Raw genomic sequence first — 20,391 nt, 5'->3', positions numbered from 1 at the left:
AAGGCTTATCGGTCGTTTGCGCCGGTGCCGATTGCACCGGCAAAGGCTTCCAGCATCGGCTGGATCCGGTCTTCCTTGAGCTTGAGCGCCGCCTGATTGACGACGAGTCGGCTCGAGATGTCGCGGATGTGTTCGACGGCGACGAGATCGTTGGCCTTGAGCGTGCCGCCGGTCGACACGAGGTCGACGATGGCGTCGGCGAGGCCGACCAGCGGCGCGAGTTCCATCGAGCCGTACAGCTTGATCACGTCGACATGGACGCCCTTGGCGGCAAAGTGCTCGCGGGCCTGTTGGACGTACTTGGTGGCGATCTTCAGCCGGGCGCCCTGGCGCACCGCGCCGTCGTAGTCGAAGCCGTTGCGCGTTGCGACCATCAACCGGCACTGGGCGATTTCGAGGTCGAGCGGCTGGTAGATGCCGGCGCCGCCGTGCTCGATCAGCACGTCGCGCCCGGCGACGCCGAGGTCGGCTGCGCCGTACTCGACATAGGTCGGCACGTCGCTGGCGCGGACGATGATCAGCCGCACATCGTCGCGGTTTGTGCCGATGATGAGCTTGCGGCTGGCTTCCGGATCTTCGGCCGGGGTGATCCCGGCGGCGGCGAGCAGCGGCAGTGTTTCTTCGAAAATACGTCCCTTGGACAGCGCGATCGTGATCATCGCAGGCTCACTTGAAGAGTTTGAGGGTCAGCGGGTACTTGGACTGCCAGCCGTTGATGGCCTTGGCGCCTTCCCACATTGCGAAAATGGTCGAGCCGATCGCGACCCACCAGATCAGGAACAGCGAGTTCAGCGCCATGCCGGCGAGCATCGCGAACAGATAGAGGCTGGCCATCAGCAACTGGAAGTTCACCGCCTGGATCGCGTGCTGTTCGACGAAGGGCGAGTGCACCCGGGCGAACTGCAGGATCAGGAAGGGGATCACCAGCGCAAGGATGGGCATCGGCAGGTAGGGAATCCAGAACAGCCCGGCCAGATGCGCCAGCGCGGCGAAGCCTTTCTCGACCGGCTGCGGCGGAGGCTGCTTGCCGTCGTCGTCGTCACCGCGTGGTTTTGGGTTGAGCGTCAGCATGGCGGTTCCGGGTCAGGCAATGCGTTCGATCTGCGCGCCGACGCCGGCGAGCTTGGCCTCGATGTGCTCGTAGCCGCGATCGAGGTGATAAATACGTTCGACGATGGTTTCGCCCGCGGCGACCATGCCGGCGATCACCAGCGAGGCCGACGCACGCAGGTCGGTGGCCATGACGGTGGCGCCCGAGAGCCTGTCGACGCCGGTGACGATGGCGGTATTGCTTTCGGCTTTGATCTGCGCGCCCATGCGGCCGAGCTCCGGCACGTGCATGAAGCGGTTTTCGAAGATGGTTTCGGTCATCACGCTGGTGCCGCTGGCGATCGCGTTCAGCGTCATGAACTGCGCCTGCATGTCGGTCGGGAAGGCCGGGTATTCGAGCGTGCGGATGTCGACGGCCTTGGCGCGCTGCTTCATGTCGAGCGAGATCCAGTCGTCGCCGGCTTCGATATAGGCGCCGGCTTCGCGCAGCTTGTCGAGCACGGCGCCGAGGATGTCGGCGCGGGTGTTGCGGCAGACGATGCGACCTTGTGCGGCGGCTGCGGCGACGAGGAAGGTGCCGGTTTCGATCCGGTCGGCGACGATGGCGTGCTCGGCGCCGTGCAGCGATTCAACGCCTTCGATCGTGATCGTGTCGGTGCCATGGCCGCTGATTCTGGCGCCCATCTTGATCAACAGTTCGGCCAGATCGACGATTTCCGGTTCGCGCGCGGCGTTTTCCAGCACCGTCGTGCCTTCGGCCAGCGTGGCTGCCATCAGCAGATTTTCGGTGCCGGTGACGGTGATCATGTCCGAGCGGAAGCGCGCGCCCTTGAGCTTGCCCTTGGCCTTGACGTAACCGTTTTCGATGACGATCTCGGCGCCCATCGCCTGCAGGCCCTTGATGTGCTGGTCGACCGGCCGAGCACCAATGGCGCAACCGCCGGGCAGCGAGACCTGGGCTTCGCCGAAGCGCGCCAGCGTCGGGCCGAGTACGAGGATCGACGCACGCATCGTCTTCACCAGCTCGTACGGGGCGACGAGGCTGCTGATGTGGCTGGCGGTGATTTCGTATTCGTGGACGTTGTCGGTCATCACGCGCACGCCCATGCCTTGCAGCAGCTTTTGCGTGGTCTTGACGTCGGCCAGTTGCGGCACATTGGTCAGGCGCAGCGTGTCGGCGGTCAGGAGGCTGGCACAGAGAATGGGCAGCGCAGCGTTCTTGGCGCCGGAAATGGTGATTTCGCCGTTGAGCGGCGTACCGCCGATGATTCTGAGTTTGTCCATGATGTGTCTACAGCTGGGCCGGCGCGGATGCACCGGCGGATTGATTGGGGCCGATCTAGCGGAAGAAATACCAGTAGACCAGCGCGACCGCGGCGATCAGCCACGGCAGATTGGTCAGTGCGGAGAGCCCGTTGGGCTTGTTGCCGGCCTCGACGGCGGCTTGCTTGGCGGCGTCGAGCTTGGCGCGTTCGCGGTCGATGGCGTCGAGCGAAAAGCGCTCATGCGGCTCGTTCACTGTGCGGCCCATTCGGCCGGCGTGGCGGTCTTTTCCAGCGACAGCGCATGCAGTTCGCCCGAGTCGATCACGTCCTTCAACGCGTCCTTGACCAGGCGGTGCCGCGCCAGCAGGCCGAGACCCTCGAAGCGCGGGCTGACGATGCGGGCGTAGAAGTGGTGGCCGTCGCCGTTGACGTGTACATGGGTGGCGGCGAGGCGATCGGTGATCAGTTGCTGAACGAATTCGGGTGTCATGGTGGGCTTAGTGCCTGATTTTGTAGCCTGATTTTATCAGCGAGTAGGCCCAGAGCGACAGCGCAATCAGCGCCACGCTGACGACCGCCAGGCTTTGCCATGGCGAAACGTCCGAGACGCCGAAGAAGCCGTGGCGGAATCCGTCGATGGTGTAGAACACCGGATTCCACTGCGACACGCTGTACCAGAACGGCGGGAGCGAGTGGATCGAGTAGAACACGCCGGACAGAAAGGTCAGTGGCATGATCAGGAAATTCTGGAAGGCGGCGAGCTGGTCGAACTTTTCCGCCCAGATGCCGGCGATCAGCCCGAGCACCGCCATCAGGGCGCTACCGAGCAGCGCGAAAGCGACGACCCAGAGCGGATGCGCCAGCGGCGGCACGGTGAACAGCAGCGTCACCAGCAAGACACCGGCGCCGACGACAATGCCGCGAACGACGGCCGCCAGCACATAGGCGGCGAAGAACTCGAAATGGCTCAGCGGCGGCAACAGGATGAAGACCAGATTGCCGGTGATCTTGGACTGGATCAGGCTGGAACTCGTGTTCGAGAACGCGTTCTGCAGCATCGCCATCATCGCCAGGCCCGGAATCAGGAAGGCGGTATAGCGCACGCCCGGGTAGGGCTGGACGTGGGCGTCGAGCACATGGGCAAAGATCAGCAGATAGAGCAGGGCGGTGAGGACTGGTGCGGCGACGGTCTGGAACGAAACCTTCCAGAAGCGCAGCAGCTCCTTGTAGAACAGCGTGGTGAAACCGTGCATTGATCAACCCAGTGTTTTGACGAAGCGCAGCCCGGTATCGCGGTAGCCCTGCGTTTCATAGAAGTGATGTGCGTGTTCGCGCTGGTGGGCGCTGTTGACGATCAGCCGGTTGGCGCCGTGTTCATGCGCCCAGGCTTCGCCAGCGGCCAGCAGCACTTGGCCGATACCGGCGCCGCGGCATTGCTCGGCGACGACCAGGGCGATGATGCGCGCGTGCGCGCCGTCCTGGTCGAGCGATAGCCCGAGTGCCAGTGCGATCAGTCCGACTACCTGGCCATCGGCTTCGGCGACCAGCGCGCCGTAGCCGCCGGCCTTGTCCAGCTGGCCCAGTCGCGTCTGCATGTCGTCATCGGAGCTGGGATAGCCGAGCGACGTCATCAAGGTGGCCAGCACGGGCGCATCGTCGAGACGGGCCGGGCGGATCGTTGCGGTGCTCATGATGCGGGGGTGTTCATCATTTCGACGAAGATGTCCTCAAGGTCGGGCTTGGCGACCTCGATGTCCCGAATGCCGACCGACTCGGCCTTCAGCGTCGCCAGAATGGTGTCGAGCGCGCCGCAGTCGGCGAGCTTGAGTTCGATCGTGCCGTCGTTGCTGCGCAGCTGCAGCGGGGCCAGGCTCGCGGGCAAGGAACCGTCGAGCCGCAGCTTCAGCGTGCGGCTACGGCCGCGATCGAGCAGCGTGCGCTTGTCTTCGAGCGCCAGCAGCCGGCCTTGCTTGAGCATGGCGATCCGGTTGCACAGCGCCTCGGCTTCCTCGAGATAGTGCGTCGTCAGCACGATGGTGTGGCCCTGGCCGTTCAGCCGCTGGACGAAGTCCCACAGCGTCTGCCGCAGCTCGACGTCGACACCGGCGGTCGGCTCGTCGAGGACGATCACCGGTGGCCGGTGCACCAGTGCCTGCGCCACCATCACGCGGCGCTTCATGCCGCCCGACAGGGCGCGCATGTTTGCATTGGCCTTGGCGGTCAGTCCGAGGTTTTCGAGGATTTCATCGATCCAGTCGTCGTTCTTCTTCAGCCCGAAATAGCCGGACTGGAACACCAGCGTTTCACGCACGCTGAAGAACGGGTCGAACACCAGCTCCTGCGGCACGATGCCGACCGCGCGTCGTGCCGCGCGGTAATCGCCAGCCACATCGTGGCTCATCACCGAGATGCGGCCGCTGGTGGCGCGGGCGAGGCCGCCGAGGATCGAGATCAGCGTGGTTTTGCCCGCACCGTTGGGGCCGAGTAGCGCAAAAAAATCCCCCTCGGCGACGTCGAAGCTCACGCCGGACAATGCATTGAAATCGCCGTACTGCTTGACGACCTGATCGAAGGAGATGGCGCTCATGGCGTGGCGGCGTCGGGCGCCGAGGCTGGAATGGATGCGGCAGCCGGGGTCAAGGCTTCCGCGACCGACGATGCGCTGGCGGCTTCGGCGGCGACGCCGGACGCATTCGATGCGGTGGGCGCAGCCGATGCAACATCGTCGTCGTCGGGCTCACCCAGCTGCAGCGGATGCGGCGGCTGGCCGTCGTAGACCTTGTTCCAGCGCGCCTGCAGATAGGCGTCACGCAGGTAGGCGTACGGATCAAGCTGGGTATCGAGCATCGCGTCGAGCGGCAGCAGCTTGCTGCGGGCATCAACGAGATAGATACCGTAGTAGGCGATCTGGCCCGCCAGCGGATCGATGTAGTCGATCGGCCCCCACGAGAGTCGGACCAGCGGATCGGCGCTGTCGCGCAGCGTCATCGGCCCGTAGAACGGGACCATCAGGTAGGGACCGGAGCCGACGCCCCAGTGACCGAGCGTCTGGCCGAAATCGGCGTTGCCCTTGTTCAGCCCCATCCGGGTACCCCAGTCGAACAGGCCGAACATGCCGAAGGTGGTGTTGACGATCACCCGGCCGGCGCTAGTGCTGGCTTCGCCGAATTTGCCCTGAAACAGCGCGGCGACCGAGCCGAACAGGTCGTCGACGTTGGAGAAGAAATTGGACGTGCCGTCCTTGACCGGGCCGGGCGCGTAATCGACATAGGTCTGCGTCACCGGGCGCACGACGGTTCGGTCGACCGCGCGGTTGAACCAGAAGACGCCGCGGTTGACCGGCTCGATCGGGTCGTAGTTGTTCTGCGGGCTGGCACAGCCGGCCAGCAACAGTGCAAGGCCACCAAGCCGCAGGGTCGACAGAATGGAATGAGTCATGATTCAGGATCGCGCAGGTCCGCCTGTGCCGGTTGGGGGCAAAGCCCCGTCGACGGTCGCAGGCAGGCAGTCGAAAAAGGCCGGCCGCGCTGGCGGCCGGTCGGGTTCACGGCGCGTGCAGCCAGTCGGCTACACCGTACAGCTTGGCCAACTGCTGCAGCGCGGGCGGCAGATGAACGAAGTGTAGCTTCACCTGCCGTTGCTGCGCCTCGCGCAGCCAGTGCAACAACACCGATACGCCTGCGGAGTCGGCTGCGTCGATGCCGGCGAGGTCGACGGTCAGCGTGCCGCTGGCCGCCGGCCAGTCATCCAGCGTCAGCCGGCTCGCGGCACTGGCCATCGTCAACGCGCCGCGAGGCGCGATATGGCCGGTTTCAGCCACCTTGCTTGCCGCCACCGGCGAGCTTGGCGTTGCGATCGGACAGCGTCTTGATCAGACCGTCGATGCCGTCCTTGCGGATCACCGCGCCGAACTGGTTGCGGTTGTTGACGGTGAAGCTGATGCCGTCGACGGCGATGTCGAACACCTTCCAGTTACCGCCGAGTTTTTCGAAGTAGAAGTCGAGCGGAATCGGCTTTTGGCCCGGGATCGAGACTTCGGTGCGCACGGTCTGCTCATCCTGGTCGGCGCCCGGGCGCGAGCCCTTCACGTCAACCTCGGCGTTCTTGTAGATCGTCAATGCCGACATATAGGTGCGCACCAGCATGGTCCGGAATTCCTTGGTCAGCGCCTGTTGCTGCTCCGGCGTGGCCTGACGCCAGTACTTGCCGACCGCGAGCGAGGTCATCCGGGGATAGTCGGCCAGCGGCGAAACGCGCGCGTCGACCTGTTCGCGCACCTTGGCCGGATCCTTGTCGGCCTGCTTCAGAATGGCCAGCACGTCATTGCTGACACCGCGGACGATCTGTTCAGGGTCGTTCGCGGCCAGCGCGAAGGCGGGCAGCAGGGCGATGACGAGCGAGGCGATCCATTTTTTCATTGTTTCATTTCTCCGTGTGCGCATTGCCGCCTTCGTCTGCCTTGGAGAACAGGAAGCGGCTGATCAATTGTTCCAGCACGATGGCCGACGACGTGATCGTGATCCGGTCGCCATTCATCAGCATTTTTTCGTCGGCCCCCGGCTCGAGTCCGACGTACTGCTCACCGAGCAATCCGGATGTCAGGATCTCGGCGCTGGTGTCGCGGCTGAAGTGGTAGCGATCGTCGAGCTTCATCGTCACGCTGGCGACGTAACGCTGCGGATCGAGCGTGATCGCGGCCACCCGGCCGACGACGACACCGGCGCTCTTCACCGGCGCGCGCACCTTGAGCCCGCCGATGTTCTCGAAGTTGGCGGTCACCGTATACGTGCTCGACGCCGGCAGGCTGCTCTGGCTGCTGACCTTCAGCGCCAGAAACAGCAAGGCGACGATGCCGAGGGCAATAAAGAGGCCGACCCAGAAGTCGATCATTGTCCGTTTCATCGCTGCAATCTCAAGTATCTATTTGTCAATTCTGCTTGCCGGGGCTGCGCTGTCAAATGCCGCGGAACATGAAAGCGGTCAGCAGCACGTCCAGACCGAGGATCACCAGCGCGCTGGTGACGACGGTCCGCGTGGTCGCACCCGACACGCCTTCGGCTGTCGGCGGTGCATCGTAGCCTTCGAACACTGCGATCAGGCTGACGGCGATGCCGAAGCACACGCTCTTGATCACGCCGTTGATCACGTCGAGACGGAAGTCGACCGCGCTCTGCATCTGGCTCCAGAAGCTGCCGGCGTCGAGCCCGAGCAAATGCACGCCGACCAGGTAGCCGCCGAAGATCCCCATTGCGCTGAACAATGCAGCCAGCAGCGGCATCGAGATCACGCCGCCCCAGAATTTCGGTGCAACGACGCGGGCGACCGGATTGACCGCCATCATTTCCATCGCCGACAACTGTTCGGTCGCCTTCATCAGGCCGATTTCGGCGGTGATTGCGCTGCCGGCCCGGCTGGCGAACAGCAGCGCACCGATCACCGGGCCGAGTTCGCGCACCAAGGAGAGCGCGACCAGCACGCCGAGCGAGCTGGATGCGCCGAAGCGGACCAGCGTTTCATAGCCCTGCAGCGCCAGCACCATGCCGACGAACAGCCCCGAGACGACGATGATCAGCACCGACAACACGCCGGCGAACCAGATCTCGCGCATCGTCAGCGAGAAGCGGCTCAGCGCAAACGGCGAGGCCTTGAGCACCGACAGCAGGAAGCGGCAGGCAAAGCCAAGCTTGATCAGGGCATTGGTGACCGGGGCGCCGAGACGCTGCAGTGCGCGGGAAAGCGGATTCGTCATTGCCGCTCCAGGTTCAGCGCTGCCGCGTACGGCTCGGCGTCGCGATGAAACGGCACCGGGCCGTCGGGCTCGCCGTTGATGAACTGTTTGACGAAGGGGTGGGTCGACGCCCGCACCTCGTCCGGCGTGCCCTGGGCGACGACGGCGCCATCGGCCAGGAAATAGACATAGTCGACGATGGCCAGCGATTCGGCGACGTCATGGGTGACGACGATCGACGCACCGCCGAGTGCATCGTTCAGTTCGCGGATCAGCTTGCCGGTGACGCCGAGCGAAATCGGATCGAGCCCGGTGAAGGGTTCGTCGTACAGCATGATGGCCGGATCGAGTGCGATCGCCCGCGCCAGCGCCACGCGCCGGGCCATGCCACCGGAGAGTTCGGCCGGCATCAGTTGCGCTGCACCGCGCAGTCCGACCGCGTGCAGTTTCATCAGTACAAGGTCGCGGACCACCGATTCAGGCAGCTTGCTGCGTTCGCGCAACGGGAACGCCACATTGTCGTAAACCGACAAGTCGGTGAACAGGGCGCCGAACTGGAACAGCATGCCGAGCTTGCGCCGCATGCCGTACAGCGCGGTTTCGTTCATGGGCCCGACGTCGTCGCCATCGACGAGCACGCGGCCGGCCCGGGCGCGCAACTGGCCGCCGATCAGCTTGAGCAGCGTGGTCTTGCCCGAGCCGGAGCCGCCCATGATCGCGACCACCTGGCCGCGGTCGACGCGCAGCGACAGATCGCGCAGCACGGGCTGCTCGCCGTAGCCAAACGAGACGTCGTCGAAGACGACCATGGGGGATAAATGGGACAAGGTGGCTGACTAGACTGGGGTGTACAAGCGAAGCGCTATTGTACGCCGAGCACGATGGTCCGGGCCATGCTGAAAGTTGCTGATGCAACACATACAGCGTAAGTAATCTCGAGGAATGTTGACTGCATGCTAGTATCCGGCTGACAAAAATTTCGTGAATATTACCAATATCCATGTATCTGCAGCATTTTGGCCTTAGCGATCCGCCATTCCGGATTACGCCGCACCCGGCGTTTTTCTTCGGAGGCGGGCGCCGTGGCGAGGTTCTGGCCGCCTTGCGCTATGCCGTGCTGCACGGCGAGGGCTTGGTCAAGGTAGTCGGTGAAGTCGGTAGCGGCAAGACGATGCTCTGCCGGATGCTGCTCGAGCAATTGGCCGGTGATGCCGATCTGGTGTTCATGCCGCACCCGCTGCTTGAGCGTGACGAGATTCTCGATGCCATCGCCGCCGAATTGGGCGTGCCAACCGGGGCAGGACACGCCGGGGCGCGGGTCCAGGCCTTGCAACTGGCGCTGATTGAGCGCTTCGGCCGCGGCCGCCGGGTCGTTGTGGTCGTCGACGAAGCCCACGCGATGCCGGTGCAGAGCCTGGAAACGATCCGGCTGCTGTCCAATCTCGATCATGGTCACGACAAACTGTTGCAGATCGTGCTGTTCGGTCAGCCCGAGCTCGATCAGCGCTTGAAAAATTACGAATTGAGACAGCTATCGGAGCGCATCACCCACGCATTTGCGCTACAGCCGCTGTGTCGGGCTGAACTGTCGGCCTATCTCGAGTTTCGTCTGCGTGCCGCCGGCTATCGGGGGCCGCAACCGTTTTCACCTGCGGCATTGCGACAGATTGCCGGCGCGGCCGAAGGTCTGGTGCGCCGCGCCAACGTTCTGGCCGACAAGGCGCTGCTGGCGGCCTACGCCGACGGGGAGCACGCGGTGACGCGCCGCCATGCGCGCGCCGCGGTCGCCGATTGCGGCTATCGGCGCGCAGGAATGCCGCGCCGCCTGTTGGGTGCCATCGCCGCATTCCGGTTCGCACATGCTTGAAGCGAGGTGCTTGCCATGGTGCGTGCTGCTTGCGGCCTTGACCGGATGTGCCGGCAACGCCGGCCTGACGATGGCGCCGTCGCGTCATCTGTCGGCGCCAGCCAGCCCCTCACCGGCGGCGATTCCGCCGACCGTCGGCGGTTTGCCGCCGCTGCCCAAGCCGCGGCCGGCGCCGAAAACCGAGACCTACAGCGTTGTCGTGCATAAGCTGCCGCTGGCCGAGCTGCTGTTCGCGCTGGGGCGGGACGCAAGGATCAATGTCGACGTGCACCCCGACGTCAGCGGCGTAATCACGCTGAACGCGATCAACCAGACACTGCCGCAGATCATGGCGCGCGTCGCCCGGCAGGCCGACATCCGCTGGACGTTGGACAACGGCGTCTTGTCGGTGATGCCCGATACGCCCTATGTGAAGACCTACGCGATCGACTATATGAACGTGTCGCGCACGGTGAAATCGACGGTCAATATTCTCAATTCGGTCTCAAGCGTTGGCGGCAACAGCACGACCAGCAACGGGACGACGACGACCCAGTCGCCGGCAGGCGATGGTGGCAACACGTCGAGCACCCAGCTGGAGATGGCGTCCGAGCACCAGTTCTGGCGCAGGCTGGAAGGCAATCTCAAGCTACTGCTCGGTATTGCCGAGACCGGTACGACCGCGCCGAGTCCGGCCCAGCAGGCGGTGACCCAGCTGGCGTTGAATGCACCGGCAACACCTCAGCTTGTGCAGCAACTGGCCCAGATCGAGAAAAGCCTTGCACAGGCCGGCAAGGCGCAGGCCGAGACGGCGACGCTGCAGGCAAAAACCGCACAGCCCACTGTGGCAAATCCGCCGATGGCCGTGGCCAATCAGGTCATCGTTCACCCGGAAACCGGCATGGTGACGGTGCGGGCGTCGCACAAGGATCAGCTGCGCGTGGCCGAAATGCTGGCGGCGGTGCAGGCCAGCGCGTCGCGGCAGGTGCTGATCGAGGCGACCATCGTCGAGGTCGCACTCTCGAACGAGTACCAGGCCGGCGTCGACTGGAGCCGGATTGCGAGCAACGGCGTCAACTTTGCGGTGCAGAACATCGGCACGGCGCTGGCGCAGGCGCCGTTTACCGCCGTGTCGTACAGCAATCCGAACCACGGTTTCGACATGACGGTGAAGCTGCTCGAACAGTTCGGCCGCACCCGGGTGCTGTCGAGTCCGAAGATCATCGCACTCAATAATCAGACTGCGCTGATGAAGGTCGTCGAGGAGCAGGTTTACTTCACCATCTCCCAGCAGACCAACCAGAACGACAGCCAGACGGTGACCAACCTGACCAGCACGCTCAACACCGTGCCGGTCGGCCTCGTGCTGCAGGTCACGCCGCAGATCGCCGAGGACAACACGGTCTCGCTGAATGTGCGGCCGACCATCACCAATATCAGCGGTTACGTCGCCGACCCGGCGGTGGCGCTGCTGGCGGCGCAGTCCAAGGTCAGCCTGCAGAGCCTGGTGCCGGTGCTGCAGGTGCGCGAATTCGATTCGACGCTGAAGGTGCCGAGCGGGCAGATCGCCGTGCTGGGCGGCTTGATCCAGGACGCGCTCGACGCGCACCGCTCGGGCATCCCCGGCATTGCGCGCGTGCCGGTCGCTGGCGATCTGTTCAGCTATCGCGACGACAAGGTCAGGAAGATCGAACTGGTCGTGTTTCTGCGCCCGGTGACGGTCCACAACGCCAGCGTCGATGGCGATCTGGCCGGACTCAAGGGCTATCTGCCGACGGCCGATTTTTTCGAAAGCCCGCAGGACCAGAACCTGTCGGCCTTCCGTGGCGGCCTGACCACCTTGCCGGATCAGGGGACGCAATGAGCTTGCTGCTGCAGGCGCTCAAGCGTGCCGACGCGCAGAAGCGGCAGCCTGCCGCCGGTGCCGCGCAGACGGAGCCGCCGCTGGCCCTGGTGGCCGATGGCAATGCCTTGCCTGCCGACGAGGCGCAGGCGGCCGTGACCACCGCGCGCGAGGCCGAGCCGGTGCGCGACAGCGCCATCGAAGCGCCGCCGTCGTCGCCAGCGCTCGCGCGGCAGCTCTTTGCCGCCAAGGCCCGCCCGCCGCATCGCCGGGGACTGGGCTTGGCCATCGGTGTTGCTGTCATCGCTATCCTGGCCGCCGTGTGGCTGCTCGAGCCGTGGTCCCTGGCGCGATCGGCGCCACTGACCGCGTCGGCACCCACCGTCGATACGCCTATCGCGCCGCCAGTCCCCGAGCCGGAAGCGACGCCGGCGCCGATGGCGATCTTGCCGCAGCCGCCGGCGACTGCTCTGCCGGTGACACGGCCCGAGCCAATCGTGCGCGAAGCGCCACGCGGGCCGGACGAGGCGCCGACGCGGGTCGAAATCCGTCGCGGCGACGCCGGCGAGCGCGTTCCCGCGGCGATCGAATCCGGTTTCGCCGCTTTTCAGGCCGGGCAGTGGCGCGAAGCAGAGGCGCAATACCGCCTGGCCGTACAGCAGGACGCCCGTTCGCGCGACGCCCTGCTTGGTCTGGCGGCGACGCTGGCGCAGCAGGGCAAGAGCGCTGCGGCAATCGACGTCTATCAGCAGCTGGTGCGGCTTTATCCCGACGACAGCGGTGCACAGGCGGGACTCGCCGCGCTGCAGCGCGACGGTGGCGAGCGCCAGCGTGCCTTGCTCAAACAGCAGGCCGACGCCGGTGATGCCGATGCGGCCTTCGTGCTCGGCAATCGTCTGGCCGCCGACGGACGCTGGCCCGAGGCGCAGGCAGCCTATTTTCAGGCGTATACGCAGGTCCCGGCGTCGGCCGACTATGCCTACAACCTGGCCGTCAGCCTGGATCGGCTGCAGCAATCGGCGCAGGCGGCCGATTACTACCGTCGCGCGCTGACGCTGGCGGGGGGACATCCGGCCCGTTTCGACGTCCAGGCCGCGCGCGTCCGGCTGGCCGCGCTGGTGGAGCCGCAATGAACGCGCCGTTGCCGACCGCCAAGCGGATGCCGCTCGGTGAACAACTTGTCGCCAAGGGCCTGATCAGCAGCGATCAGCTGCGCATCGCGCTGATCGAGCAGCGTCGTGGCGGCAGGCCACTGGGGCAGACGCTGGTGCGGCTGGGCTTTCTATCCGAAGCCATCGTGCGCGACGTGCTGTCGGAAACGCTGGGGCAGGGCGCCGTCGATCTGGCGCATACGCTGGCCGATCCGCAGGCGGTGCGGCTGGTCGGCAAGGAGCTGGCCAAACGGCTGTTGCTGCTGCCGATCGCACTCGATCCCGATGCGGCGACGCTGACGGTCGCGATGGTCCAGCCGACCAATCTGGTCGCGCTCGACCAGCTGCGCCAGCACACGCAGGATCGCTACACGATCGTGCCGCTGCTCGCCGCCGAATCGCAGCTCAACCATGCGATCGACCAGTACTACGGCTTCGAGCTGTCGATCGACGGCATCCTGCACGAAATCGAAACCGGCGAGGTCGACGAGGCCAGCCTGCAGTTGCAGGACGCCGAGTACAACCAGCCGGTGGTAAGGCTGATCGACGCGCTGCTGGCCGACGCGGTGTCGCGTGGCGCCTCGGACATCCACTTCGAACCCGAACAGAGCTTTGTGCGCATCCGGTACCGGATCGACGGCGTGCTGCGGCAGATTCGCGCGCTGCACCGGACCTACTGGCCGGCGATGGTCGTCCGCCTCAAGGTGATGGCGAGGATGAATCTGGCCGAAACGCGCGCGCCGCAGGATGGGCGGATCTCGCTGACCATTGCCGGCCGGCCGCTGGATTTCCGCGTCGCCAGCCAGCCGACGACCTGGGGCGAAAACGTCGTGCTGCGGATTCTCGACCGCCACAAAGGCCTCGTTGCACTCGATGCGCTCGGGCTGACCGACGCCAATCTGCAGCTGCTGCGGCTGATGATCGCCCGTCCCGAGGGACTGATCCTCGTGACCGGGCCGACCGGCAGCGGCAAGACCACGACGCTGTATTCGGTGCTCAGCCACATCAGCTCCGAGGCGATCAACATCATGACGCTCGAAGATCCGGTCGAGTATCCCTTGCCGCTGATCCGGCAGACGTCGGTCAACGAGACGGTGAAAATGGACTTCGCCGGCGGCATCCGCTCGATGATGCGCCAGGACCCGGACGTGATCCTCGTCGGCGAAATCCGCGACCACGACACGGCCGAGATGGCGTTCCGCGCCGCGATGACCGGTCATCAGGTCTATTCGACGCTGCACACCAACTCGGCCATCGGCGCCGTGCCGCGGCTGCTCGACATCGGCGTGTTGCCCGACATCATCGCCGGCAACCTGATCGGCATCGTCGCGCAGCGGCTGGTGCGCTCGCTGTGCCGCCATTGCCGCGAGCCCTATGTGGCCGACGAGGTCGAGCGTCGGCTGCTCGGCATCGGCGGCGATGATCCGGTGACGCTGTATCGCGCCATCGGTTGTCCCCGTTGCGATCATCAGGGCTATCGGGGCCGGGTTCCGGTGATGGAAGTACTCAAGTTCGGCGACGCGCTCGACGAACTGGTCGCGCGACGGGCGACCTTGCGCGAAATCCGCGCCGCCGCCGAGGCCGCCGGCTTCGTGCCGCTGGTCGACGATGCGTGCCGGCGCGTGCGCGACGGCACGACGACGCTCGATGAAATCTCCCGCGTCGTCGACATGACCGCGCGCGCGCAGGCTTAGGCGCCGCGATGCAGTATCGATACCGCGCCGTCGATGCCGGTGGCCGCATTCGCCAGGGGACGATGGAGGCCGCCAACCCCGCCGATCTCGAACTGCGGCTCAAGCGGCTGGCGCTGTCGCTGATCCGCGCCCGACCGGCGCGCGACACGCACTGGCTGGCGGCAAGGCGTATCGGCCGGCGCGAACTCGTCACCTTCTGTTTCCACCTCGAGCAGATGAGCCGTGCCGGCATTCCGCTGATCGAAGGGCTGATCGATTTGCGCGACAGCAGCGAGCATCCGCGTTTCCGGCTCGTGGTCGCGCAGCTGATCGAGGACATCGAGGGCGGCAAGCTGTTTTCGCAGGCGCTGGCGATGCACCCGCGTGTTTTCAATCCGCTGTTCGTCAATCTGGTCCGCGCCGGCGAGGCCAGCGGTACGCTGGCCGTCGTGCTGGCGCAGCTGGCCGAGTCGCTCAAATGGCAAGACGAGCTGGCGGCGCAGGTCAAAAAAATCCTCGCCTACCCGGTGTTCGTCGGCGTGGTCGTACTGGCGGTGACCGCCTTCCTGCTCAGCTATCTGGTGCCGCAAATGGTCGAATTCATGCGTTCTATGGGCCAGTCGCTGTCGCTCAATACCCGGCTGCTGATCGCGATCTCGCGCGTGGTCGTCGACTACGGCTGGCTATTGCTGGCCGCGCCGGTCGCGCTGGTCCTGATCGTGCCGGCGTGGGCGAAGCGCAATGCGGCGCTGGCCTTGCGGCTCGATGGCCTCAAGCTGCAAGCGCCTTTCATCGGTCCGACGCTGAAAAAGCTCTCGCTGGCGCGCTTCGCCGACCAGTTCGGCCTGCTCTACGCTGCGGGAATTCCGATCCTCGACGCGCTGGCGATCTGCGAAGGCATCGTCGGCAACCGCGCGATCGCCGCGGCGCTGGCGCGGATCCGCAGCATGATCCGTGAGGGCGTCGGCATTGCCGCGAGCTTCGAGCGCGAACAGCTGTTTCCGCCACTGGTCCAGCGTATGGTCAAGATCGGCGAACAGACCGGTGGCATCGATACCGGCATGCGCAACGTCGCCTATTTCTTCCACCGCGACGCGCGCGAGTCGATTTCGCGCATCCAGGGCTTGATCGAGCCGACGATGACCGTGGTGCTGGGGCTGCTGCTGCTGTGGGTGATGTCGGCGGTGCTCGGCCCGGTTTTCGACACCGTGGGGCGCTTGCGCTGATGCGCGGCTGGCGCTTCCCCGCCCGGGGCCGTGACGGTCTGATCGTGCTGGCGCAGCAGCGGATTGCCGTCGGCGCGCTGGCCGCGTCGTGGCGTGCCGATGTCGCGTTCGACGCCGATCCGCAAGGCCTGGCCGATCTGGCGCTGTACTGCCGGCATCATCGCTATCGGCGTTTCCATATCCTGGTGCTCGGCTGCGACGAGGAGTTCCGCTTCGATGCGTTGCCGCCGGTGCGCGGACGCGACCGGCAAAGCCTGATCCTGCGGCGACTGGAGCAAGCCTGGCGCGGCTTGCCTTACCGGCGCGCCCAGGCGCTGGACGACGGGATGCTGGTGCTCTCGGCGCTGACGCAGCGCGAATCGGTCGATGCGCTGGTTCAGGCGCTGCTGGCCGCCGCTTGCCCGATCGCCGGTCTTTACTCGCTACCGGTGCTGGCCGCGGCGTTATGGCGGCAGGTGTCGCCGGTGCAGGGGCCGACCTTGCTGCTGGCGCCGGTGCCGGGCGGCGGCATGCAGCAGGTCTGGCTGATGCCCGACGGGCTGCGCTTCGCGCGCAGCGGTCAGTCCCGCGCCGATGCCGCCAGCGCGGATTTACTCGCCGATGAGGTGCGGCTGACACGCCACTATCTCGCGAACGAACGCGTCCTGCCGCGCGACGGCCCGGTGAGCGTGCTGCTGCTCGACGGCGATGCCGGCGTGGCGGCGCAGCTGCAGCAGCGGCTTGATGCCGCCGGTGAATCCGCGCAGGTCAGCGTGCTGCCGCAGGCGGACTGGTGCCGGGCGCTGGGCTTGCCGGTGGGCGACGACGCACTCGCGCTCTGGGCCGAGGCCATCCTCCGTCATGGCCACGCTGCGCAGTACGCCGGTCCTGCGGTGCGCCGCTTCGAGACGGTCCGTCGTGCGGGGCAGTGCTTGTACTGGAGCGGCGCCGCCGTCATGGGTCTTGCCGCGATCGCTGCGCTATCGGTCTGGCTGGATGCACGGGCGCTGGCGGCGCGCGCTGACGTGCAACAGGCGAGATTGCAAACGCTGCAGCACGAGTCGCAGCGGGTTTCGGCCGAACTGGTCCGCAATGGCGTCGGCGATCCACTGGCCCTGCGCGCCGTCAACCGGCTGTATCGGGACGGCATGGCGTCATGGCCGAGTGCCGAGGCCAGTGCGCGCGGCCTCAGCCGGATTCTGCTGGCCTTCCCCGACCTGCGTGTCGACACGCTGGCGTGGGAGGCCGCGCTGCCGGCCGCGCCGACATCGCCCGACGATGCTTCGACGCCGGCGGCGGCGGTCTGGACCCAACGCATCGCCCTCACCGGCCATGTGCTGCCGCCCGCCGATGCCCGCCAGGCGCTGGCGCGTATCGATGCCCTCGTGAAGCGGCTGCAAGCCGAGCGCGGCATGCGCGTTGCGGTGATCCGCTTGCCGCTGGATGTCCGCTCGCAGGCAACGATACAAAGTCAGACCGAGGCGGCGGACGACGCCATCGGTGCGCTCGGCTTTGCGCTGACGCTGGAGCTGCCAGCCGGGGTGGCATCGTGAACCTGCCTTTGCGTCAGGATTGGCCCTTGCTGCGTCGTGCCGTGCTGTGGCTGCTGTTCGCGATCGGCGTCGGTGGCGGGCTGGCCTATGCGGCGGCGCTGCAACGCAGCCATGCGCAAAGGCTGCTCGATCGTGCCCGCGATCAGGTGTCGGCCATGCAAAACCGGGTCGACGAAGCCCGAACCCAGCTCGACCAGCTTGGCCAGCACCAGCGCGACTATGCGCACTTGCGCGCGCGCGGCGTCATCGGCGCCGAGCATCGGCTCGAGTGGGTCGAATTCCTGGACGCCGAGATGCGCCGCAATACCGGTTTGCATTACCAGATTGCCCCCCGCCGGGCCTTGCCCGGCATCGAGGTCCAGGACGGCCTGCAATTGTTTGCCAGCCGACTCGACGTCCGCTTTGTCGCCGCGGATGAAACCGGCTGGTCGGCGTTCAATGCCGGCCTGCGCCGTTTGCCCGGCTGGCCGGCGGAGCGCCAGTGCCAGCTTGAGCGGTCGGCGTCGCCGGACGCGGCGGGCGTGATGATCGATTGCAGCTACGAGTGGCTGAGCATCGATCATGCTGCTACGGCGGCGCCGGAATGAAGCCATTGCGCATCGTATTGCTGCTGCTTGCGATGACGGCGCACGCCGACGACGGTTGGGGCACGCTGTTCACGTCGCCGGCTGAACGTGGCGGCGAAGCACGGCGGGACCCGGTGACGGGGGGCGGGAGCGAACGCTTCGATGGCGAGCTGCGTGGCCGTCACGGCGTGACACGCTGGGTCGATGGCCAGCCACAGCGCCTGACGCCGGACGGGCTCAAGCCCGGTCAGCGCCGCGTCGACGGCAAGGTGCGCGAGGCGTATGAAGCCGATCCATCCTGAGCGCCCGCGGGCGCAACGCGGCATCGCGCTTGGGCTCTTGCTGCTGGCGCTGATCGTGGTGGTCACCGCGTTTGGCGCACGGGTGTACAGCGCCGGTGCAGGCCGCCGCGACGTCGTCACCATACGCGCGCTGGCGGAGGCCAAGCGTCAATTGTTGGCCACGGCGCTGGCGCGTCAGCCGATCGGCGTCGGCGGCGCAAACAACGACAATCGCCCCGGCTCGCTGCCGTGCCCCGATCTGAATGCGCCCGATAGCGCCGACGCCGGGCGTTCCGGGCTGGCCGGGACCGTGTCGTGCAATGGCAGCTCGGACACACGCAGGCTGGGACGCTTGCCGTCGCTGACGCTGGGGCAGCCGCTGCTGCGCGACGGCAGCGGCGAAACGCTGTGGTACGCGCTGGTCCGTGGCCTCGACAACCGGGACGATTCGCCGCTGAACGACGATTTCATTCCCGAAGGCGGCAAACCGTGGTTCTCGCTCTGGCTGGATGGCGGGCGTTTGGCGGCGAATGCGCCCGACGACCCGGTCGTCGCGGTCGTGATCGCCCCGGGCACGACGCTGGCCGGGCAAGCACGCGACACGGCGGCACAGCAGCGCAGCGCGGCCAATTATCTCGAAGCCGCTACCACCGCGTACGGTCGGTTTTCCAATCGCGATCTGCAGCTTGCGCGCTTTCTGGATGGTCCTGTCCCTGGGGCGAACGACGCCCTGCTGCTGAACGACCGGGTGCTGGCGATTCGTCGCAGCGAGCTGCTGGTGCCGGTGGCGCGGCGGGCTGCGCGCGAGTACCAGCAGCTGCTGGCCTTGTGGGCCGAACACCGCGGCGGCGGACGCTGGCCGAATCCGGCCGATCCGGCGAGCGCCGAGTGCACCGAAAGTACCGGCAACGCAACGGCGAACGGCTGCGCGCCCGATGCATCGCGCTGCCGCGGGCGTTTGCCCAAATCGATTGCGCTGATCGATGAGCTGCAATCCAGGGCGGTGTACCGGCCGATCGGCACCAGCGCGGCCGACTGGCAGGCTCGGCTGTCGGTTTACCGCTGGTTGTACCGCAATCGCTGGGAGCAGCAGTTCTTCTACGCGGTGGGGACCGCCGCAAGCCACGACGCACCCGCCGCTTGCGCGGCTTCGCTGACGGTGCACGGCGCGGACTTGCCGCCCGGGGCCGTGGTCATCGGGGTGATGGTCGGCGCCGGCCCGGCGCGCGATGAGCTGCAACCGCCGCAACGGCGCGTCAGCGCCTTGGAGAAAAGCCGGCTTGCGAACTACCTCGACCCGTTGCCGGCGCCGGATGCGGCGCTGAACCGACAAGGCTGGGACAGCCCGCCGCCGCGTCCGGACGAATACGCACGGCCGGTGGGCAACGATGAACTCTATCTTCTGGTGAGGCACGATGGCGCGACGGACTGGATTCACGCTGATTGAGCTGGCGGTCGTGCTGGCCGTCGTCGGCCTGGTGCTCGCCAGTGCGCTGCAGGCGACCCGGGTGATGGGCGAGGCACAGCGCGTACGCGATACCCGCGCGCAGCTGGCCGAGATTCGCGAGGCGCTGCTCGGTTTCGCGGTCGCCAATGGCCATCTGCCTTGCCCGGCCGCCCCGGCCGCGACCGGCGCCGCCATCGGGGTCGAGGACCGCGCCAATGCCGGTGGCTGCAATCGTGAACAGGGTCTGCTGCCGTGGGCGACGCTGGGCCTGGGCCAGACCGACGCGTTCGGCCGGCCGTTCAGCTATCGGGTGAGCGGCTATTTCGCCGATACCGATCCGGCCACGGTCGGCGGCTGCAGCGGTGCACCGCCGCCGGCTGGCGTGTCGTTCGCGCTGTGCTCGTCCGGCAATCTCACCGTGCGGCCGGCGGCCGGCGCGATCGAGACGCTGGCGTTGAATGCCGTCGCGGTCGTGATCTCGCACGGCAGCCACGGCCCCGGACCATTGCAGCCAGGCGGTGCCGGCGACGAAGCCGCGAACGCCGACGACGACACGGCATTCGTCAGCCACGACCGGACCGAGGCCGCCGCTGGCGTCGCCGCCTACGACGACCTGAGCGACTGGCTGCCGCCGGCCACATTGCTGAGCCGGATGCTGGTCGCGGGGCGCTTGCCATGACCCGGTGCTGGCGCGCAGCGGTCGGGCCGGCACGGAGGTGAACCGGCAATCCATACCCATCACGCAATCCAACCCACTACAACATGATCCATATCGGAGAGATG

General features: G+C 66.5%; 24 protein-coding genes. 10 read left to right on the top strand and 14 right to left on the bottom strand.

All coding sequences use genetic code 11. The features are described from left to right. Positions 1–5 precede the first annotated feature (5 nt). The 14 genes from hisG to R0382_RS03800 all read right to left on the bottom strand — a co-directional run bounded on the left by hisG (position 6) and on the right by R0382_RS03800 (position 8,852). Positions 6–659 (bottom strand): ATP phosphoribosyltransferase, encoded by a 654-nt coding sequence (hisG, locus tag R0382_RS03865; protein WP_432722475.1) that lies wholly within the window; start codon positions 657–659, stop codon positions 6–8. 7 nt (positions 660–666) lie between these two features. Further along, complete coding sequence (locus R0382_RS03860) at positions 667–1,071, bottom strand: DUF4870 domain-containing protein (protein WP_432722473.1); 405 nt, start codon at positions 1,069–1,071, stop codon at positions 667–669. 12 nt (positions 1,072–1,083) lie between these two features. After that, a complete protein-coding gene (gene murA / locus R0382_RS03855) occupies positions 1,084–2,334 on the bottom strand; it encodes a UDP-N-acetylglucosamine 1-carboxyvinyltransferase (RefSeq protein WP_432722471.1) in 1,251 nt (416 codons plus the stop codon). A gap of 55 nt (positions 2,335–2,389) precedes the next feature. After that, positions 2,390–2,569 carry a hypothetical protein gene (locus R0382_RS03850; protein ID WP_432722470.1) on the bottom strand — a complete coding sequence of 60 codons (180 nt, stop codon included), beginning with the start codon at positions 2,567–2,569 and terminating at the stop codon, positions 2,390–2,392. Beyond that, on the bottom strand, positions 2,566–2,805 hold the full coding sequence (locus R0382_RS03845) for a BolA family protein (RefSeq protein ID WP_189459842.1): 240 nt from the start codon (positions 2,803–2,805) through the stop codon (positions 2,566–2,568). Before R0382_RS03845 ends, R0382_RS03850 begins: the two co-directional genes overlap by 4 nt. Before the next feature lie 7 nt (positions 2,806–2,812). Then, complete coding sequence (locus R0382_RS03840) at positions 2,813–3,568, bottom strand: ABC transporter permease (RefSeq protein ID WP_432722469.1); 756 nt, start codon at positions 3,566–3,568, stop codon at positions 2,813–2,815. A 3-nt stretch (positions 3,569–3,571) separates the two neighbouring features. Next, a complete protein-coding gene (locus R0382_RS03835; RefSeq protein WP_432722467.1) occupies positions 3,572–4,006 on the bottom strand; it encodes a GNAT family N-acetyltransferase in 435 nt (144 codons plus the stop codon). Further along, positions 4,003–4,902: an ATP-binding cassette domain-containing protein gene (locus R0382_RS03830; RefSeq protein ID WP_432722465.1), complete on the bottom strand. Its 900-nt coding sequence runs from the start codon at positions 4,900–4,902 to the stop codon at positions 4,003–4,005. The genes R0382_RS03835 and R0382_RS03830 overlap by 4 nt, the downstream gene beginning before the upstream one ends. Then, entirely contained in the window at positions 4,899–5,753 is an 855-nt protein-coding gene (locus R0382_RS03825) for an MlaA family lipoprotein (protein WP_432722463.1), read from the bottom strand. Before R0382_RS03825 ends, R0382_RS03830 begins: the two co-directional genes overlap by 4 nt. 106 nt (positions 5,754–5,859) lie before the next feature. Next, entirely contained in the window at positions 5,860–6,135 is a 276-nt protein-coding gene (locus tag R0382_RS03820; RefSeq protein WP_432722461.1) for an STAS domain-containing protein, read from the bottom strand. Beyond that, the gene (locus R0382_RS03815; protein ID WP_432722459.1) at positions 6,128–6,733 is read right to left on the bottom strand and encodes an MlaC/ttg2D family ABC transporter substrate-binding protein; all 606 of its coding nucleotides are present in this window, start codon (positions 6,731–6,733) and stop codon (positions 6,128–6,130) included. Before R0382_RS03815 ends, R0382_RS03820 begins: the two co-directional genes overlap by 8 nt. Before the next feature lie 4 nt (positions 6,734–6,737). Beyond that, complete coding sequence (gene mlaD, locus R0382_RS03810; protein ID WP_432722457.1) at positions 6,738–7,217, bottom strand: outer membrane lipid asymmetry maintenance protein MlaD; 480 nt, start codon at positions 7,215–7,217, stop codon at positions 6,738–6,740. A 52-nt stretch (positions 7,218–7,269) separates the two neighbouring features. Continuing rightward, positions 7,270–8,064: a lipid asymmetry maintenance ABC transporter permease subunit MlaE gene (gene mlaE / locus R0382_RS03805; protein ID WP_432722455.1), complete on the bottom strand. Its 795-nt coding sequence runs from the start codon at positions 8,062–8,064 to the stop codon at positions 7,270–7,272. Further along, a complete protein-coding gene (locus tag R0382_RS03800; RefSeq protein WP_432722453.1) occupies positions 8,061–8,852 on the bottom strand; it encodes an ABC transporter ATP-binding protein in 792 nt (263 codons plus the stop codon). The genes mlaE and R0382_RS03800 overlap by 4 nt, the downstream gene beginning before the upstream one ends. 191 nt (positions 8,853–9,043) lie before the next feature. On the opposite strand from R0382_RS03800, the gene R0382_RS03795 reads away from it, so the two are divergent. From R0382_RS03795 to R0382_RS03750, 10 genes are read left to right on the top strand one after another with little or no spacing between them, the layout of a single operon-like run. After that, on the top strand, positions 9,044–9,910 hold the full coding sequence (locus tag R0382_RS03795) for an ExeA family protein (RefSeq protein WP_432722452.1): 867 nt from the start codon (positions 9,044–9,046) through the stop codon (positions 9,908–9,910). Next, positions 9,903–11,753 (top strand): secretin N-terminal domain-containing protein, encoded by a 1,851-nt coding sequence (locus tag R0382_RS03790; RefSeq protein WP_432722451.1) that lies wholly within the window; start codon positions 9,903–9,905, stop codon positions 11,751–11,753. Before R0382_RS03795 ends, R0382_RS03790 begins: the two co-directional genes overlap by 8 nt. Then, positions 11,750–12,865, top strand: coding sequence for a tetratricopeptide repeat protein (locus R0382_RS03785; protein WP_432722449.1), 1,116 nt, complete (start codon positions 11,750–11,752; stop codon positions 12,863–12,865). Before R0382_RS03790 ends, R0382_RS03785 begins: the two co-directional genes overlap by 4 nt. After that, complete coding sequence (locus R0382_RS03780; RefSeq protein ID WP_432722448.1) at positions 12,862–14,577, top strand: GspE/PulE family protein; 1,716 nt, start codon at positions 12,862–12,864, stop codon at positions 14,575–14,577. Before R0382_RS03785 ends, R0382_RS03780 begins: the two co-directional genes overlap by 4 nt. An 8-nt stretch (positions 14,578–14,585) precedes the next feature. Further along, on the top strand, positions 14,586–15,782 hold the full coding sequence (locus R0382_RS03775) for a type II secretion system F family protein (protein WP_432722447.1): 1,197 nt from the start codon (positions 14,586–14,588) through the stop codon (positions 15,780–15,782). Further along, on the top strand, positions 15,782–17,314 hold the full coding sequence (locus tag R0382_RS03770; RefSeq protein ID WP_432722445.1) for a hypothetical protein: 1,533 nt from the start codon (positions 15,782–15,784) through the stop codon (positions 17,312–17,314). The genes R0382_RS03775 and R0382_RS03770 overlap by 1 nt, the downstream gene beginning before the upstream one ends. Continuing rightward, positions 17,311–17,901, top strand: coding sequence for a hypothetical protein (locus tag R0382_RS03765; protein ID WP_432722443.1), 591 nt, complete (start codon positions 17,311–17,313; stop codon positions 17,899–17,901). Before R0382_RS03770 ends, R0382_RS03765 begins: the two co-directional genes overlap by 4 nt. Beyond that, entirely contained in the window at positions 17,898–18,182 is a 285-nt protein-coding gene (locus tag R0382_RS03760; protein ID WP_432722441.1) for a hypothetical protein, read from the top strand. Before R0382_RS03765 ends, R0382_RS03760 begins: the two co-directional genes overlap by 4 nt. After that, entirely contained in the window at positions 18,163–19,608 is a 1,446-nt protein-coding gene (locus tag R0382_RS03755) for a hypothetical protein (RefSeq protein ID WP_432722440.1), read from the top strand. The genes R0382_RS03760 and R0382_RS03755 overlap by 20 nt, the downstream gene beginning before the upstream one ends. Continuing rightward, positions 19,577–20,287, top strand: a complete 711-nt coding sequence (locus tag R0382_RS03750; RefSeq protein WP_432722439.1) for a prepilin-type N-terminal cleavage/methylation domain-containing protein — start codon at positions 19,577–19,579, stop codon at positions 20,285–20,287. The genes R0382_RS03755 and R0382_RS03750 overlap by 32 nt, the downstream gene beginning before the upstream one ends. Positions 20,288–20,391: the final 104 nt, after the last annotated feature.

The sequence above is a fragment of the Jeongeupia wiesaeckerbachi genome (genome assembly GCF_050916355.1).
Classification (GTDB): domain Bacteria; phylum Pseudomonadota; class Gammaproteobacteria; order Burkholderiales; family Chitinibacteraceae; genus Jeongeupia; species Jeongeupia wiesaeckerbachi.
The sequence above is the reverse complement of the archived record's forward strand: the minus strand, read 5'-3'. Positions and strand labels throughout refer to the sequence as shown.

Bases quoted from the DNA above. Each gene is read 5' to 3' on its own strand.
- hisG (WP_432722475.1), bottom strand. From the start codon at position 659: ATGATCACGATCGCGCTGTCCAAGGGACGTATTTTCGAAGAAACACTG.
- R0382_RS03860 (WP_432722473.1), bottom strand. From the start codon at position 1,071: ATGCTGACGCTCAACCCAAAACCACGCGGTGACGACGACGACGGCAAG.
- murA (WP_432722471.1), bottom strand. From the start codon at position 2,334: ATGGACAAACTCAGAATCATCGGCGGTACGCCGCTCAACGGCGAAATC.
- R0382_RS03845 (WP_189459842.1), bottom strand. From the start codon at position 2,805: ATGACACCCGAATTCGTTCAGCAACTGATCACCGATCGCCTCGCCGCC.
- R0382_RS03840 (WP_432722469.1), bottom strand. From the start codon at position 3,568: ATGCACGGTTTCACCACGCTGTTCTACAAGGAGCTGCTGCGCTTCTGG.
- R0382_RS03835 (WP_432722467.1), bottom strand. From the start codon at position 4,006: ATGAGCACCGCAACGATCCGCCCGGCCCGTCTCGACGATGCGCCCGTG.
- R0382_RS03830 (WP_432722465.1), bottom strand. From the start codon at position 4,902: ATGAGCGCCATCTCCTTCGATCAGGTCGTCAAGCAGTACGGCGATTTC.
- R0382_RS03825 (WP_432722463.1), bottom strand. From the start codon at position 5,753: ATGACTCATTCCATTCTGTCGACCCTGCGGCTTGGTGGCCTTGCACTG.
- R0382_RS03815 (WP_432722459.1), bottom strand. From the start codon at position 6,733: ATGAAAAAATGGATCGCCTCGCTCGTCATCGCCCTGCTGCCCGCCTTC.
- mlaD (WP_432722457.1), bottom strand. From the start codon at position 7,217: ATGAAACGGACAATGATCGACTTCTGGGTCGGCCTCTTTATTGCCCTC.
- mlaE (WP_432722455.1), bottom strand. From the start codon at position 8,064: ATGACGAATCCGCTTTCCCGCGCACTGCAGCGTCTCGGCGCCCCGGTC.
- R0382_RS03800 (WP_432722453.1), bottom strand. From the start codon at position 8,852: ATGGTCGTCTTCGACGACGTCTCGTTTGGCTACGGCGAGCAGCCCGTG.
- R0382_RS03795 (WP_432722452.1), top strand. From the start codon at position 9,044: ATGTATCTGCAGCATTTTGGCCTTAGCGATCCGCCATTCCGGATTACG.
- R0382_RS03790 (WP_432722451.1), top strand. From the start codon at position 9,903: ATGCTTGAAGCGAGGTGCTTGCCATGGTGCGTGCTGCTTGCGGCCTTG.
- R0382_RS03785 (WP_432722449.1), top strand. From the start codon at position 11,750: ATGAGCTTGCTGCTGCAGGCGCTCAAGCGTGCCGACGCGCAGAAGCGG.
- R0382_RS03780 (WP_432722448.1), top strand. From the start codon at position 12,862: ATGAACGCGCCGTTGCCGACCGCCAAGCGGATGCCGCTCGGTGAACAA.
- R0382_RS03775 (WP_432722447.1), top strand. From the start codon at position 14,586: ATGCAGTATCGATACCGCGCCGTCGATGCCGGTGGCCGCATTCGCCAG.
- R0382_RS03770 (WP_432722445.1), top strand. From the start codon at position 15,782: ATGCGCGGCTGGCGCTTCCCCGCCCGGGGCCGTGACGGTCTGATCGTG.
- R0382_RS03760 (WP_432722441.1), top strand. From the start codon at position 17,898: ATGAAGCCATTGCGCATCGTATTGCTGCTGCTTGCGATGACGGCGCAC.
- R0382_RS03755 (WP_432722440.1), top strand. From the start codon at position 18,163: ATGAAGCCGATCCATCCTGAGCGCCCGCGGGCGCAACGCGGCATCGCG.
- R0382_RS03750 (WP_432722439.1), top strand. From the start codon at position 19,577: ATGGCGCGACGGACTGGATTCACGCTGATTGAGCTGGCGGTCGTGCTG.